Genomic DNA, 13,885 nt, shown 5'->3' with positions numbered 1-13,885 from the left:
CCTTGCGGTTGGCGGACTACGCACGCGTCCGGGTGATGCGGACCACCCCGGTCAAGGTGCGCAGCTTCTTGATCACGCGGGCCAGGTGCACGCGGTCGCGCACGCTGACCACCAGTTGGACCACGCTGATACGGCCGTCGCGTTCGTCCATGCTGATTTTTTCGATGTTGCCGTCGGCGGCGTTGACGCTGCTGGCCAAGAGGGCGATCAGGCCGCGCTGGTGTTCCAGCTCGACGCGCAGCTCGACATTGAACTCGCCAGCGACATCCTTGGCCCAGGAGAGCTGCAGGCACTTCTCTGGGTTATGGCGGATTTCACTGATGTTGCGGCAGTCTTCCAGGTGCACGACCATGCCCTTGCCCGCCGACAGGTGGCCGACGATCGGGTCGCCCGGGATTGGCGTGCAGCACTTGGCGTAGCTGAGTACCAGGCCCTCGGTGCCGCGGATGGTCAGCGGGCCTTCCGGTGCCGGCAACTCTTCGCCGTCGGCGGACAGCAGGCGGCGGGCGACCACATAGGCCATGCGGTTGCCCAGGCCGATGTCTTCGAGCAGGTCTTCGATCAGCTCCAGGCGGTACTCGGCGAGAATCGCCTGGATGCGCTCCTGGGGGATCTTCTCCAGGCTGCTGTCGAAGCCGGTCAGCACCTTGTTCAGCAGGCGTTCGCCGAGGCTGATGGACTCGGAGCGGCGCTGCTGCTTGAGGGCATGGCGGATGTGCGTGCGGGCCTTGCCGGTCACCACGAAGTTGAGCCAGGCCGGGTTCGGGCGGGCGCCCGGGGCGCTGACGATCTCCACGGTCGAGCCGCTTTGCAGCGGTTCGGACAGCGGCGCCAGGCGGCGGTTGATTCGGCAGGCGATGCAACTGTTGCCGACGTCGGTGTGCACCGCGTAGGCGAAGTCGACGGCGGTGGAGCCTTTGGGCAGCTCCATGATCCGGCCTTTGGGGGTGAAGACGTAGACCTCGTCCGGGAACAGGTCGATCTTCACGCTCTCGATGAATTCCAGCGAGTTGCCGGCGCGCTGCTGCAGTTCGAGGATGCCCTTGACCCACTGGCGGGCGCGGGCGTGGCTGCCCTTGGGCTGCTCTTCCTCGTTGGACTTGTACAGCCAGTGCGCGGCGATGCCGTTGTTGGCCATCTCTTCCATTTCGCGGGTGCGGATCTGGATTTCGATGGGCACGCCGTGCATGCCGAACAGGGTGGTGTGCAGCGACTGGTAGCCGTTGGCCTTGGGGATCGCGATGTAATCCTTGAAGCGCCCCGGCAGCGGCTTGTACAGGTTGTGCACGGCGCCCAGCACGCGGTAGCAGGTGTCGACCTTGTCGACGACGATGCGGAAGGCATACACGTCCATGATTTCGGTGAAGGCGCGGCGCTTGCCACGCATCTTCTTGTAGATGCCATAGAGGTGTTTCTGCCGTCCGCTGACCTCGCCTTCGATACCGTCGGCAGCCAGGCAGTTGGCCAGCGAGGTTTCGATCTTGGCGACGATCTCCTTGCGGTTGCCACGGGCGCTTTTCACCGCCCGGTGGATCAGCGAGGAGCGCATCGGGTGCATGGCCTTGAAGCCCAGGTCCTCGAACTCCACGCGCACGGTGTGCATGCCCAGGCGGTTGGCGATGGGGGCGTAGATCTCGAGGGTTTCCTTGGCGATGCGCCGGCGTTTTTCGCCGGACAGCACTTCCAGCGTGCGCATGTTGTGCAGGCGGTCGGCCAGCTTGACCAGGATCACGCGAATGTCGCGGGCCATGGCCATGGCCATTTTCTGGAAGTTTTCCGCTTGCGCTTCGGCCTTGGTCTCGAAGTTCATCTGGGTCAGCTTGCTGACCCCGTCGACCAGCTCGGCGACGGTTTCGCCGAACTGCTGGCTCAAGGCTTCCTTGGCGATGCCGGTGTCTTCGATCACGTCGTGCAGCATGGCCGCCATCAGGCTCTGATGGTCCATGTGCATGTCGGCGAGGATGCTGGCGACCGCCAGCGGGTGCGTCACATAGGGTTCGCCGCTGCGGCGGCGTTGGCCGTCGTGGGCTTGTTCGGCGTAGAAGTAGGCCCGGCGAACCAGGTTGACCTGTTCGGGGCCTAGATAAGTCGACAGCCGTTCGGCGAGGGCTTCTATACCCGGCATGGTTTCACCTCTTGCGAAAGAAGAGGGCCTTGCGCCGCACGGTGTCGACTGGGCATCAATCAGACGGCCTCGTTGTTCTCGTCCTCGAACGCGGCGAATACCGGATCCTCGGTGACGATTTCTTCGGCGGCGATGAATTCGTTGGTGACGATGCCTTCGGCGATTTCACGCAGGGCGACAACGGTTGGCTTGTCATTTTCCCACGCTACGCGTGGCTCTTTGCCGCCGGTAGCCAGCTGGCGGGCGCGCTTGGTCGAGAGCATGACCAGCTCAAAGCGGTTATCCACGTGTTCCAGGCAGTCTTCAACAGTTACGCGGGCCATGGTCTTCCTCAGTAGCAAATGCGGTAGGCGTGCGCCCATGAATGGGCAGGCGGACTCGATAGTTTAAAAAATCACCAGCCAATAGGGAAGGACTGTTTTCTCTGGAGACCTATCGCAAGCACCCGTGGGAGCGGGCTTGCCCCGCGAAAGCGCCGGAACAGACAGCATCAAGCCGGAGGCTGACAATAACGTCACCCAGCCCACGAACACAACAGCCTCACAGCATCGCGTCGCGCAGCCGCGGGGTCAGCTCCTCGAACAGGGTCTGCACCGAGCGCAATGCGCGGCAATCCGGGCGGGTCAGCAGCCATAGCTGGGTATCGCAGCCGGGCAGCGGGCCGCTCAGCGCATCGACGCCGGGCAGGGCGTGGACCATGTAGTCGGGCAGTGCCGCCACGCCCAGGCCGGTGCTCACCAGCTGGGCAATGGTCGACATGCCGCTGCACTGGTAGCGCGGGCTCAGCCCCGGGTACTGCTGGTTGCGCCAGACCACGGTGGCGTGGTCCTGCATGGAGTCGTCCGGGGCGATCCACGGCACGCTGGTGGGCGAGCTGTCGAGGCGCTCGCGCAGCTCGGGGCGGCCGCAGATCACGTAGCTGGTCGAGCCCAGGCAGCGACCGACCAGGTGCTCCGGCGGTGTGTTGGTCAGGCGCAGGGCAATGTCGGCGTCGCGTCGGCTGAGGTTGGCGAAGGTGTTGGAGGTGCCCATTTCCAGCGAAAGCGCCGGGTAGTTGGGCATGAACTCGGCCAGTGCCGGCAGCAGCAAACTGTGCAGTACCGCCTCGGTGCAGGTCAGGCGCACCGTACCGCTGACCACCTGTTCGCCGCTGGTCAGGGCGATGCGCGCGGCATCCAGCGCCTGTTCGGCGCGCTCGGCCTGCTCGGCCAGGGCCTGGGCGGTGTCGGTGGGCAGGTAGCCCTTGCGGCTCTTGACGAACAGCGCGGTGCCCAACGCCGATTCCAGCCGGCGAATCGAGCGGAACACCGTCGAAACATCGACTTTCAGCAGTTCGGCAGCCTTTGCCAGGGAGCGGCCGCGTTCCAGGGCCAGGACCAGTGAGAGGTCCGCATGGTTGATCTGATATTGCATTGGTGCACGCTCTGCTTGCCGAATTGCCAATGTCTAGTTGCGCTGGAGCCATTTTATAGTGAAACCGCCGCCAGGAATCAATGCACCCGGTCGGCAACCAGCCCCCAACGATGGGCCAGTGAAAAGAACAACAGTAATTCCATCGTCGCCTTAGCAGGCGTCAGCCGTATCCCCACATCGCCGCTCCGAATCAAAGGATGTACAGCCATGACGTCGGTCTCCCCGTGCGCCAGTTCTTCCCGCGAGATGAATGAATTCCTGGAAGCCCATCCGGACACCCAGTACGTCGATCTGCTGATCTCCGACATGAACGGCGTGGTGCGCGGCAAGCGCATCGAGCGCGCCAGCCTGCACAAGGTGTACGAGAAAGGCATCAACCTGCCGGCCTCGTTGTTCGCCCTCGACATCAACGGTTCGACCGTCGAAAGCACCGGCCTTGGCCTGGACATCGGCGACGCCGACCGCATCTGCTTCCCGATCCCCGGCACGCTGTCCGACGAGCCGTGGCAGAAGCGCCCGACCGCCCAGCTGCTGATGACCATGCATGAGCTGGACGGTGCGCCATTCTTCGCCGACCCGCGGGAAGTGCTGCGCCAGGTGGTGAGCAAGTTCGACGACCTGGGCCTGGATATCTGCGCCGCGTTCGAGCTGGAGTTCTACCTGATCGACCAGGACAACCTCAACGGCCGCCCGCAGCCGCCGCGTTCGCCAATCTCCGGCAAGCGCCCGCAATCGACCCAGGTGTACCTGATCGACGACCTCGACGAATACGCCGACTGCCTGCAGGACATGCTCGAAGCCGCCAAGGAGCAGGGCCTGCCTGCTGACGCGGTCGTCAAGGAAAGCGCCCCGGCGCAGTTCGAAGTGAACCTGCACCACGTTGCCGACCCGCTGAAGGCCTGCGACTACGCGATCCTGCTCAAGCGCCTGATCAAGAACGTCGCCTACGACCATGAAATGGACACCACCTTCATGGCCAAGCCCTACCCGGGCCAGGCGGGCAACGGCCTGCACGTGCACATCTCGCTGCTCGACAAGAAGACCGGCAAGAACATCTTCGCCAGTGACGACCCGCTCGAAAGCGACACCCTGCGCCACGCCGTCGGCGGTGTGCTGGAGACCATGCCGGCGTCGATGGCATTCCTCTGCCCGAACATCAACTCGTACCGCCGCTTCGGTGCCCAGTTCTACGTGCCCAATGCGCCGAGCTGGGGTGTGGACAACCGCACGGTGGCGGTGCGCGTGCCGAACGACAACCGCGACAACGTGCGTATCGAGCACCGCGTGGCCGGCGCCGATGCCAACCCTTACCTGATGCTCGCCGCGATCCTGTCCGGTATCCACCATGGCCTGACCAACAAGGTCGAGCCGGGCGCGCCGATCGAGGGCAACTCCTACGAGCAACTGGAGCAAAGCCTGCCGAACAACCTGCGCGATGCCCTGCGCGCGCTGGACGACAGTGAAGTGCTCAACCAATACATCAGCCCGGACTACATCGATATCTTCGTGGCCTGCAAAGAGAGCGAGCTGGCCGAGTTCGAAGTGTCGATCTCCGACCTCGAGTACAACTGGTACCTGCACACGGTGTAAGCCCATGAGCGCAATTGCGGTCCCCTTGATCGGTGTCAGCGCCTGCCGTCAGCAGGTGGGGAAGAACTCGTCGCACACGGTGGGCGACAAGTATGTCGAGGCCGCAGGCTTTGCCGGCCTGCCGCTGATCCTGCCGGCCCGTGATGGCGGCAGCGACACGCAGGCGCTGCTGGCGCAACTCGACGGCATTCTGTTTACCGGCTCGCCTTCCAATATCGAGCCGCATCATTACAATGGCGCGCCCAGCGCGGCAGGCACCCGCCACGACCTTGCGCGTGACCGCCTGACCTTGCCGTTGCTGCAGGCGGCGATTGCCGCCGGGGTACCGGTGTTCTGCATTTGTCGTGGCTTCCAGGAATTGAACGTGGCCCTTGGCGGCACCTTGCACCAGCGGGTGCAGGAACTGCCCGGCTACCTGGACCACCGTGAACCTGAGGACGCACCCCTGGAGGTGCAATACGGCCCTCGTCACCCCGTCGCTGTTGCACCAGGCGGGTTGTTCGAGCGCCTGGGCCTGGCGGCGCAGTTTGAGGTCAACTCGCTGCACAGCCAGGGCATCGACCGTCTGGCCCCTGGCCTGCGTGTCGAGGCACGGGCCCCGGATGGCCTGATCGAAGCGGTGTCGATGCCGGGCGCGCCGGGCCTGGTGCTCGGTGTGCAGTGGCACCCGGAATGGCGTTACGCCGAAAACCCGGTTTCGCTGCGCCTGTTCGAGGCGTTCCGCGAGGCCTGCATTGCCCACGCTGCACGGGAGGGTGTGCGCTCGAAAACATTCGGGCGTTAGCCGAAGGTCGAGGATGACCGTGCCCCCACCGCAAGCTTTCAATGAGTGAAAGCGGGCCCTCTACGGCGGGCCTGTGAGAACAATTCCAATAGTTACGGCAAATACTCATGAGCAATTACACAGAAGCCGGCCGCCCACCTGATGTGGCAGCCGACTCGGGCAACAACACCCAAGGCGCCAGCAAAGGCCTGGCCAAGGGCCGCCTGGGCCTTTTGGCCAGCGTGGTGCTGGGCATCTCCACCATTGCCCCGGTTTATACCCTGACCGGCGCCCTCGGCCCGACCGTGCGCGAAGTCGGCGCCCACCTGCCGGCGGTGTTCATCGTCGGCTTCCTGCCGATGCTGCTGGTAGCCCTGGGCTACCGCGAGCTGAACTCGGCGGAGCCGGACAGCGGCACCTCCTTCACCTGGTCGGCGCGGGCTTTCGGCCCGATGATCGGCTGGATCGGCGGCTGGGGGCTGGTGGTCGCCACCACCATCGTGCTGTCCAACCTGGCGGGCGTGGCCGTCGACTTCTTCTACCTGTTCCTGGCCCAGATCACCGGCACCCAGGAGCTGGCGGCCCTGGCAGACAACCTGCTGATCAACGTCACCACCTGTTGCGTGTTCATCGCCCTGGCGGTGTGGATCTGTTGTCGAGGCATGGCGACGACCATGACGGTGCAGTATGGCCTGGTGGCCCTGCAACTGATGGTGCTGATCGGCTTTGCCTTCGCCGCGTTCAGCGAATCCACGGCGCCTCCGCCGCTGGCCTTCGACCTGGCCTGGTTCAACCCGTTCGGGGTCGAGTCGTTCTCGGCGTTCGCCGCCGGCCTGTCGTTGTCGATCTTCATTTTCTGGGGCTGGGACGTGTGCCTGACCGTCAGCGAAGAGTCCGTCGGCAGTGACGAGGTGCCGGGCAAGGCGGCCACCTGGACCGTATTGCTGATCCTGATGCTGTACTTGCTCACCGCCATCGCCACCCTGCAGTTCGCCGGGATCAGCGACACTGGCCTGGGCCTGGGTAACCCGCGTATCCAGGAGAACGTGTTTGCCCACCTGGCCGGCCCGGTGATGGGCCCGCTGGCAATCCTGATGTCCATCGCCGTGCTGGCCAGTACTGCCGCATCGTTGCAGTCGACCTTCGTGTCGCCGGCGCGCACCCTGCTTGCCATGGGTTACTACGGCGCCGTGCCACAGCGCTTCGCCAGCGTCTGCCCGCGTTCGCAGACCCCGCGTTATGCCACCATTTGCGCTGGCGTCGCCGCGGGCTTGTTCTACGTGACCATGCGTACCCTGAGCGAGAACGTGCTGGCCGACACCATCACCGCCCTGGGCATGATGATCTGCTTCTACTACTCGCTGACCGCGTTCGCCTGCGTGTGGTACTTCCGCCACAGCCTGTTCAGCAGCGTGCGCCACTTCTTCATGCGCGGCGTGTGCCCGCTGTTGGGTGGGGTGATCCTGTCGGTGATCTTCGCGCGCACCGCGATCGACAGCGCTTCGCCGGACTTCGGCAGCGGCTCGCATGTCGGCGGGTTGGGCCTGGTGTTCGTGATCGCAGCGATCATCTCGGCGCTGGGCATCGTGCTGATGCTGCTCTCGCGGTTGCGGGCGCCGGCGTACTTCCTGGGGGCCACCCTGCGTCAGCAGGCGACCATTCAGTTGCAGGAATAAGGACAGGGCTGCTTTGCAGCCCATCGCCGGCAAGCCGGCTCCCACAAAAGCAGCATTAACCCTGTGGGAGCTGGCTTGCCAGCGATAGGGCCTCGCAGAGGCACCGGCTATCTTCAGCCGACCAGCTGTTTCAGCAGCGCCTCATGGCGCTGTTGCTGTTTCTTGAGCAGAAGCCGGTTCGAGCGGAACACTGCTTTCAGATCATCCAGCGCCACGTCGAACTCGTCATTGATGATGACGTACTCGTATTCGTCGTAGTGCTCCATCTCGCTGACCGCTTCCTTCATGCGCCCGGCAATGATCTCTTCGCTGTCCTGACCGCGGCCGTCCAGGCGCTGGCGCAGGGCCTGCTGGCTGGGCGGCAGGATGAAGATCGAGCGCGCTTCGGGCATCAGCTTGCGTACCTGCTGGGCACCTTGCCAGTCGATCTCGAGGATCAGGTCGAAGCCCTGGTCGAGGGTTTCCTGCAGGGCGCTGCGCGACGTGCCGTAGAAGTTGCCGAACACCTCGGCGTGCTCGAGGAAGTCGCCTTGGGCGATCAGTGCCTTGAATTCCTCGTGGACGACGAAGTGGTAGTTCACCCCGTGCGCCTCACCCGGGCGCATGGCGCGGGTGGTGTGCGAGACCGACACGCGAACGTGTGGATCCTGCTTGATCAGCTCGGTGACCAGGCTGGTCTTGCCGGCGCCGGACGGTGCCGAAACGATGTAGAGGGTGCCGCTGCTGTGGTTCATGGTCGGGGGTGGCCTTACTCGATGTTCTGTACTTGTTCACGCATCTGCTCGATCAACACCTTCAGGTTGACCGCCGCCTGCGTGCTGCGTGGGTCAAAGGCCTTGGAGCCCAGGGTGTTGGCTTCGCGGTTGAGCTCCTGCATCAGGAAGTCCAGGCGCCGGCCGGCGGCACCGCCGGACTTGAGCACCCGGCGCACTTCGGTGACGTGGGTGCTGAGGCGGTCGAGCTCTTCGGCGACGTCGCTCTTCTGTGCCAGCAGCACCATCTCCTGCTCCAGGCGCTGCGGGTCGAGCTCAGCCTGCATGTCGCCGAAACGGTCGAGGATCTTCTGCCGCTGCACGGCCAGCATCTGTGGCACCTGGGTGCGCAGGGTGGCCACTTCGCTGGCCATGCTGTCCAGGCGCTCGTTGATCAGCCGGGCCAGCTCGGCACCTTCACGCAGGCGTCCGGCCTTGAGTTCGGCCAGCGCTTCGTCGAACAGGGCGATGGCTTCGGCGTTGAGGGCCTGGGGGTCGCTGGCGTCGGCCACCAGCACGCCCGGCCAGGCCAGGACTTCCAGCGGGTTGAGCGGTGCCGGTTGCTTGATCAGGCTGGCGACGGTCTCGGCGGCGGCGACCAGTTGCGCGGCGCGTTCACGGTCAACCTGCAGCGGCTTGCCGGTGCTGTCTTCGTTCAGGCGCAGGGTGCATTCGACCTTGCCCCGCGACAGCCCTTGGCGCAGGCCTTCGCGCACTGCGCCTTCGAGGTCGCGCAGGGCTTCGGGCAGGCGCAGGTGGGGTTCGAGATAGCGATGGTTGACCGAGCGCAGCTCCCAGACCAGGGTGCCCTGGCTGCCGGCGCGTTCGGCGCGGGCAAAGGCGGTCATGCTGTGCACCATGGGGAGTACCTCGCGTAATCGGGTGAACGGGGGAGCCTTACGGCTGCAAGGCGCAGGATTGTAGCGCAGTGCGGCCCGGGCGCCCAATCCGGCCATGCTACCGCTGCCCCGCCGCCGTGGTCGGAAAAGGCGACAGGCTGCGCCGGGTGCGACGATAGGCATGTCTTCGCGGGGCGACGGGCTCTATAATGCTCGGCAGATTTAAAGTCCCAGTACAGGTATCCCAGATGAAACGTCCAAGTGGTCGCGCCGCCGATCAGCTCCGCTCGATCCGCATCACCCGCAACTACACCAAGCACGCCGAGGGGTCGGTACTGGTCGAGTTCGGTGACACCAAGGTCATCTGCACGGTCAGCGTCGAAAATGGTGTTCCCCGCTTCCTCAAAGGCCAGGGCCAAGGTTGGCTGACTGCCGAGTACGGCATGCTGCCGCGCTCCACCGGCGAGCGTAACCAGCGTGAAGCCAGCCGTGGCAAGCAAGGTGGCCGCACCCTGGAAATCCAGCGCCTGATCGGCCGCTCCCTGCGCGCTGCGCTGGACATGAGCAAGCTCGGCGATATCACCCTGTACGTCGACTGCGACGTGATCCAGGCCGACGGCGGTACCCGTACTGCCTCGATCACCGGTGCCATGGTCGCCCTGTGCGATGCCCTGGCCGTGATCAAGAAGCGTGGCGGCCTGAAGGGCGGTAACCCGCTCAAGCACATGATCGCCGCCGTATCGGTGGGCATGTACCAGGGCGAAGCGGTGCTCGACCTCGACTACCTGGAAGACTCCGCCGCCGAGACCGACCTCAACGTGGTCATGACCAGTGCCGGTGGTTTCATCGAAGTGCAGGGCACCGCTGAAGGTGCGCCGTTCCAGCCGGAAGACTTCAACGCCATGCTGGCGCTGGCGCAAAAAGGCATGGGCGAGATCTTCGAGCTGCAGAACGCCGCACTGGCCGACTGATCGCGCTGATGAACACAAAAAAGCCGACGTTAACGTCGGCTTTTTTGTGTCTGGCGTAGCTTAAATCGTCAACGTCCAGTCGTAATCCACGATCAGCGGCGCGTGCCGGGAGAAGCGTGGCTGGCGCGGCAGGCGTGCATTGCGCACAAAGCGGCGCAGGCCTGGGGTGAGGATCTGGTAATCGAACCGGTAACCCAGGTTGAGCATCTCGGCCTGCTCATTGTCCGGCCACCAGCTGTACTGGTCGCCTTCACGGCTGACTTCGCGCAGCGCGTCGACGTAGCCCATTTCGCCGGTGATCGCGTCCATCCAGGCGCGCTCTGGCGGCAGGAAGCCGACCGACTGCTGGCTGTCGCGCCAGTTCTTGATGTCGAGCTTCTGCTGCGCCACGTAGAACGAGCCGCAATAGATGTATTCGCGACGCTTGCGACGCTGTTTGTCCAGGTACTTGGCGAAGTCGTCCATCAACTTGAACTTCTGGTTCAAGTCTTCATCGCCGTTCATGCCCGAAGGCAGGAGCAGCGTGGCAATACTTACCTTGTCGAAATCTGCCTGCAGGTAGCGCCCGTAACGGTCAACTGTCTCGAAGCCCAGGCCGGTGATGACTGCCTTGGGCTGCATGCGCGAGTACAGTGCCACGCCACCTTGGGTGGGCACCTCCGCGTCGCAGGCGTAAAGGAAATAGCCATCGAGCTGGAAAGCTGGGTCGTCGAGTTCAAAGGCCGAGGCGCGGGTATCCTGAAGACAGATGACGTCGGCATTCTGGGCTTGCAGCCAGCTGAGCAATCCACGCTCGGCTGCAGCCTGAATGCCATTCACGTTCACACTGATGATCCGCATAAATGGCCCCAAAAATCTCGTGCGTGTATGATACCCGAGCTCAACACATTTAGCTAAATCCGTGGTGTCCGGGACCTTTTATGCAGCCGTATCAGCGCGACTTCATTCGTTTTGCCATCGATCGCGGCGTTCTGCGCTTCGGTGAATTCACCCTGAAATCGGGGCGTACCAGCCCGTACTTCTTCAATGCCGGCCTGTTCAACACAGCTTCCGCCCTGGCGCAGTTGGGGCGTTGCTACGCGGCGGCCATCGTCGACAGCAAGATCCCGTTCGACGTGCTGTTCGGCCCGGCGTACAAGGGCATCCCCCTGGCGGCAGCCACGGCGGTGCAACTGGCCGAGCACCATCAGCTCGACGTGCCATGGTGCTTCAACCGCAAGGAAGCCAAGGACCACGGCGAAGGTGGCAGCCTGGTTGGCGCCCCGCTGGCCGGTGACGTGCTGATCATCGACGACGTGATCACCGCCGGTACCGCCATCCGTGAAGTGATGCAGATCATCAACGCCCAGCAGGCCAAGGCCGCTGGCGTGCTGATCGCACTGAACCGCGAAGAGCGCGGCAACGGCGAGCTGTCGGCGATTCAGGAAGTCGAGCGCGACTTCGGCATTCCGGTGGTCAGCATCGTGTCGCTGACCCAGGTGCTGGAGTTCCTGGCCGACGATCCGCAGCTCAAGCAGCACTTGCCGGCGGTCGAGGCGTATCGCGCCAAGTACGGCATCTGACGCGAAGGTGCAAAGAAAAGGCGACCTCAGGGTCGCCTTTTTTATTTCCGCGCATTCAACGGCCGTTCGGGTAAGGGTCCTGCACCGCGTCGCCCTGGCCGCTCAAGATCTTCCAGCCACGCAGTGGGTGGGTAGCAGGCTTGAAGTGGGGGCAAGGTGGAAGCGAGGTCTTGCTCTGGTTGGAGTATTTGTGGCCGCAATCTGCACACGAGTAGGTGCCGGCGGATACATCGCTGCCGTATTTGACCAAGGCTTTCTGCGTCATAGCTGCATCTCCTTTGTTGGAAGCGGCAATGATAAGCAGGCGATAAAGACAGCGGTTGTAGTATGCGTCCGCTGGTTTGGTAGGACCTTTCCTGCTGGTCAGCACGCTGCACGGAGCTGAAAAAAGGCGACCCCTGGGTCGCCTTTACTCTGTCAATCCGTACCGTACTTTGGCGAACGAGGCCCGTACAGGATCCCGCCGTTAGGACCAGGCGACAGCAGGCGCGCGCTGGTCATGCCGGCAATCGGGTAACCGGCGTCATCCTGCACGCTGCTGATGATCTGGTTGACCGCCGCAGCCACCAGCATGCCGATCAGGCCGCCCTGGTTCTGCCGGCCTTCCTCGCTCGACGCGGTGGCGCTGCCGGTCCACAGGGTGGCGCCGGTCTTGAGGTCGACCAGCTTGGCGTTGGCGGTGACGATGGTCGCGCTGCTGAGGATCATGTAGCGGGTACCGTAGTCGCTGACGGTGACATACAGGCCCGCGTCGGCGCCGAAGATCTCGTGCAGCTTGCCGGTCGGCAACTGGTGAATGTCGGCCGGCGTGGTCATGCCGTTCTGGCGGAAAGTTTCGTCCACCAGTGCCACCGGCATCACGTAGTAACCCGCTTCGGCCAGTGGGTAGGTGACCTGGGAGAGCATGCTGTAGGTCGCCTTCACGTCTGGCGATTCATTCAGTGGCGGCAGGATCAGGATCGATTTTGGACGGCTCTGCTTGTAAGCCGAATAGTCGATGGTCTTGCGCTCGGCACAACCAGCGAACAACGCCAGCACACAGGCACCGACGATCAGTTGGGTCAGGCGCTTGATCACTGTTTGGCCCCTTTGCTGGCGTTTTTCATCAGGAAGTCCATGTAGGCCGTCGACTCAGGGAACAGCGCCTTCTCGGTGCGGAACTGCTGGATCATCTGGTCATCCTTGCCGAGGCTGGAATACAGCAAGCCCAGCTGTGCGTGATAACCCGGCGGTACCGCGCCGTTCTTGGCCTTGATCTTCTCCAGATCACGCTCCAGGGCGGTGATTTGCTCTTCCTTGGCGTCACCTTTGAGGTAGCTGTACACCTGGGGCTGGTAGCTTTCCCACTGATACAGCGTTTTGTGCGAGTTGCAGCCGGCCAGCAGCGCGCTGCCCAGCAGCAGGGCGGCGACGGTGCGCCGGCCTTGGGGGATGATGGTCATCGTACGTCTTCCTTGTCGCAATCCAGGTGTTACTGGGCTTGTGGCTTCCACTGGCCGCCTTCGACGGCGCCAACCAGCTTGTTGACCGCTTCGCGCATGGCCAGGTCGAGGACCTTGCCGTTGAGGGTCGAGTCATAGCTGGCGGTGCCGCCGAAGCCGATGATCTCGCGGTTGGAGAGGGCGTATTCACCCGCGCCCTGGCTGGAGTAGACCACTTCCGAGGTGCTGATATTGACGATGTTCAGTGCAACCTTGGCGTAGGCGATCTGGGTTTTGCCGCGGCCGAGGATGCCGAACAGCTGGTGATCACCGACTTCCTTGCGGCCGAATTCGGTGACGTCGCCGGTGACCACGAAGTCGGCGCCTTTCAAGCGCTGAGCCTGGCCCTTGATGGCAGCTTCCTGCTGGATCTCGCCCATGTTGTCGCGGTCCAGCACGTTGAAACGGTTGGTCTGCTGCAGGTGGGTGATGAGGATGGTCTTGGCCTGGCCACCCAGGCGATCGACGCCGTCGGAGAAGATGCCGCGCATGTAGCTGGAGCGGTTGTCGAACTTGCCCACGGCAATCGGGGTGCGCACGCCGCTGTAAGGGCGGTTGACGCTTTCGACCTGTTGCACGGCAACAGCGGTGGAGGTTTCAGTGGCACAGCCAGCGAGGGACCCGACAGCCAGGGCGGCTGCCAGCACGAGTCCATGTGATGCGTATTTCACGCGTGTTCTCCAGGTAAATAAAAACTATTTGCAACAGGGCTG

General features: G+C 63.6%; 15 protein-coding genes. 5 read left to right on the top strand and 10 right to left on the bottom strand.

Translation table 11 applies throughout. The features are described from left to right. Positions 1-16: 16 nt before the first annotated feature. The 3 genes from spoT to LOY51_RS26425 all read right to left on the bottom strand — a co-directional run bounded on the left by spoT (position 17) and on the right by LOY51_RS26425 (position 3,538). Positions 17-2,125 carry a bifunctional GTP diphosphokinase/guanosine-3',5'-bis pyrophosphate 3'-pyrophosphohydrolase gene (spoT, locus tag LOY51_RS26435; protein WP_110991990.1) on the bottom strand — a complete coding sequence of 703 codons (2,109 nt, stop codon included), beginning with the start codon at positions 2,123-2,125 and terminating at the stop codon, positions 17-19. 59 nt (positions 2,126-2,184) lie between these two features. After that, the gene (gene rpoZ, locus LOY51_RS26430) at positions 2,185-2,448 is read right to left on the bottom strand and encodes a DNA-directed RNA polymerase subunit omega (protein ID WP_003253383.1); all 264 of its coding nucleotides are present in this window, start codon (positions 2,446-2,448) and stop codon (positions 2,185-2,187) included. A gap of 217 nt (positions 2,449-2,665) precedes the next feature. Then, entirely contained in the window at positions 2,666-3,538 is an 873-nt protein-coding gene (locus tag LOY51_RS26425) for a LysR family transcriptional regulator (RefSeq protein ID WP_110991991.1), read from the bottom strand. A gap of 207 nt (positions 3,539-3,745) precedes the next feature. On the opposite strand from LOY51_RS26425, the gene LOY51_RS26420 reads away from it, so the two are divergent. From LOY51_RS26420 to LOY51_RS26410, 3 genes are all read left to right on the top strand, one after another. Next, entirely contained in the window at positions 3,746-5,128 is a 1,383-nt protein-coding gene (locus LOY51_RS26420) for a glutamine synthetase family protein (RefSeq protein WP_258643753.1), read from the top strand. A 4-nt stretch (positions 5,129-5,132) separates the two neighbouring features. Then, positions 5,133-5,912 carry a gamma-glutamyl-gamma-aminobutyrate hydrolase family protein gene (locus LOY51_RS26415; RefSeq protein ID WP_125861121.1) on the top strand — a complete coding sequence of 260 codons (780 nt, stop codon included), beginning with the start codon at positions 5,133-5,135 and terminating at the stop codon, positions 5,910-5,912. A 107-nt stretch (positions 5,913-6,019) separates the two neighbouring features. Continuing rightward, on the top strand, positions 6,020-7,567 hold the full coding sequence (locus LOY51_RS26410) for an APC family permease (RefSeq protein ID WP_258643751.1): 1,548 nt from the start codon (positions 6,020-6,022) through the stop codon (positions 7,565-7,567). A gap of 113 nt (positions 7,568-7,680) precedes the next feature. Here the strand turns inward: LOY51_RS26410 and gmk are convergent, their stop codons facing one another. After that, positions 7,681-8,301, bottom strand: coding sequence for a guanylate kinase (gene gmk, locus LOY51_RS26405; RefSeq protein WP_258643750.1), 621 nt, complete (start codon positions 8,299-8,301; stop codon positions 7,681-7,683). Between the two features lie 14 nt (positions 8,302-8,315). After that, positions 8,316-9,179, bottom strand: a complete 864-nt coding sequence (locus LOY51_RS26400) for a YicC/YloC family endoribonuclease (protein ID WP_125466061.1) — start codon at positions 9,177-9,179, stop codon at positions 8,316-8,318. A 227-nt stretch (positions 9,180-9,406) separates the two neighbouring features. On the opposite strand from LOY51_RS26400, the gene rph reads away from it, so the two are divergent. Further along, positions 9,407-10,129, top strand: a complete 723-nt coding sequence (rph, locus tag LOY51_RS26395; RefSeq protein WP_110991997.1) for a ribonuclease PH — start codon at positions 9,407-9,409, stop codon at positions 10,127-10,129. Between the two features lie 60 nt (positions 10,130-10,189). On the opposite strand, the gene crc is transcribed toward rph, so the two are convergent. After that, positions 10,190-10,969, bottom strand: coding sequence for a catabolite repression control protein Crc (gene crc / locus LOY51_RS26390; protein WP_110991998.1), 780 nt, complete (start codon positions 10,967-10,969; stop codon positions 10,190-10,192). Between the two features lie 80 nt (positions 10,970-11,049). Between crc and pyrE the strand changes: the two genes are divergently transcribed. Beyond that, a complete protein-coding gene (gene pyrE / locus LOY51_RS26385; protein WP_125466060.1) occupies positions 11,050-11,691 on the top strand; it encodes an orotate phosphoribosyltransferase in 642 nt (213 codons plus the stop codon). Positions 11,692-11,746: 55 nt separating this feature from the next. Here pyrE and LOY51_RS26380 read toward each other — a convergent pair whose 3' ends face one another. The 4 genes from LOY51_RS26380 to LOY51_RS26365 form a co-directional block, all read right to left on the bottom strand. Further along, the gene (locus tag LOY51_RS26380; protein WP_110992000.1) at positions 11,747-11,956 is read right to left on the bottom strand and encodes a hypothetical protein; all 210 of its coding nucleotides are present in this window, start codon (positions 11,954-11,956) and stop codon (positions 11,747-11,749) included. Positions 11,957-12,108: 152 nt separating this feature from the next. Beyond that, positions 12,109-12,756 carry a DUF799 domain-containing protein gene (locus LOY51_RS26375; protein ID WP_223277235.1) on the bottom strand — a complete coding sequence of 216 codons (648 nt, stop codon included), beginning with the start codon at positions 12,754-12,756 and terminating at the stop codon, positions 12,109-12,111. Between the two features lie 8 nt (positions 12,757-12,764). After that, on the bottom strand, positions 12,765-13,133 hold the full coding sequence (locus LOY51_RS26370) for a DUF4810 domain-containing protein (RefSeq protein WP_258643747.1): 369 nt from the start codon (positions 13,131-13,133) through the stop codon (positions 12,765-12,767). A gap of 29 nt (positions 13,134-13,162) precedes the next feature. Next, positions 13,163-13,843 (bottom strand): CsgG/HfaB family protein, encoded by a 681-nt coding sequence (locus LOY51_RS26365; protein ID WP_110992002.1) that lies wholly within the window; start codon positions 13,841-13,843, stop codon positions 13,163-13,165. Between the last annotated feature and the right edge of the window lie 42 nt (positions 13,844-13,885).

It is taken from the genome of Pseudomonas sichuanensis (assembly GCF_024749065.1).
GTDB classification, from domain to species: Bacteria; Pseudomonadota; Gammaproteobacteria; order Pseudomonadales; family Pseudomonadaceae; genus Aquipseudomonas; species Aquipseudomonas sichuanensis.
This window is presented reverse-complemented; position numbering and strand designations above follow the sequence as displayed.

Coding starts and splice junctions, on each gene's coding strand:
- LOY51_RS26415 (WP_125861121.1), top strand. CDS start 5,133: ATGAGCGCAATTGCGGTCCCCTTGATCGGTGTCAGCGCCTGCCGTCAG.
- LOY51_RS26425 (WP_110991991.1), bottom strand. CDS start 3,538: ATGCAATATCAGATCAACCATGCGGACCTCTCACTGGTCCTGGCCCTG.
- pyrE (WP_125466060.1), top strand. CDS start 11,050: ATGCAGCCGTATCAGCGCGACTTCATTCGTTTTGCCATCGATCGCGGC.
- rpoZ (WP_003253383.1), bottom strand. CDS start 2,448: ATGGCCCGCGTAACTGTTGAAGACTGCCTGGAACACGTGGATAACCGC.
- LOY51_RS26380 (WP_110992000.1), bottom strand. CDS start 11,956: ATGACGCAGAAAGCCTTGGTCAAATACGGCAGCGATGTATCCGCCGGC.
- LOY51_RS26370 (WP_258643747.1), bottom strand. CDS start 13,133: ATGACCATCATCCCCCAAGGCCGGCGCACCGTCGCCGCCCTGCTGCTG.
- LOY51_RS26400 (WP_125466061.1), bottom strand. CDS start 9,179: ATGGTGCACAGCATGACCGCCTTTGCCCGCGCCGAACGCGCCGGCAGC.
- gmk (WP_258643750.1), bottom strand. CDS start 8,301: ATGAACCACAGCAGCGGCACCCTCTACATCGTTTCGGCACCGTCCGGC.
- LOY51_RS26410 (WP_258643751.1), top strand. CDS start 6,020: ATGAGCAATTACACAGAAGCCGGCCGCCCACCTGATGTGGCAGCCGAC.
- crc (WP_110991998.1), bottom strand. CDS start 10,969: ATGCGGATCATCAGTGTGAACGTGAATGGCATTCAGGCTGCAGCCGAG.
- LOY51_RS26420 (WP_258643753.1), top strand. CDS start 3,746: ATGACGTCGGTCTCCCCGTGCGCCAGTTCTTCCCGCGAGATGAATGAA.
- spoT (WP_110991990.1), bottom strand. CDS start 2,125: ATGCCGGGTATAGAAGCCCTCGCCGAACGGCTGTCGACTTATCTAGGC.
- rph (WP_110991997.1), top strand. CDS start 9,407: ATGAAACGTCCAAGTGGTCGCGCCGCCGATCAGCTCCGCTCGATCCGC.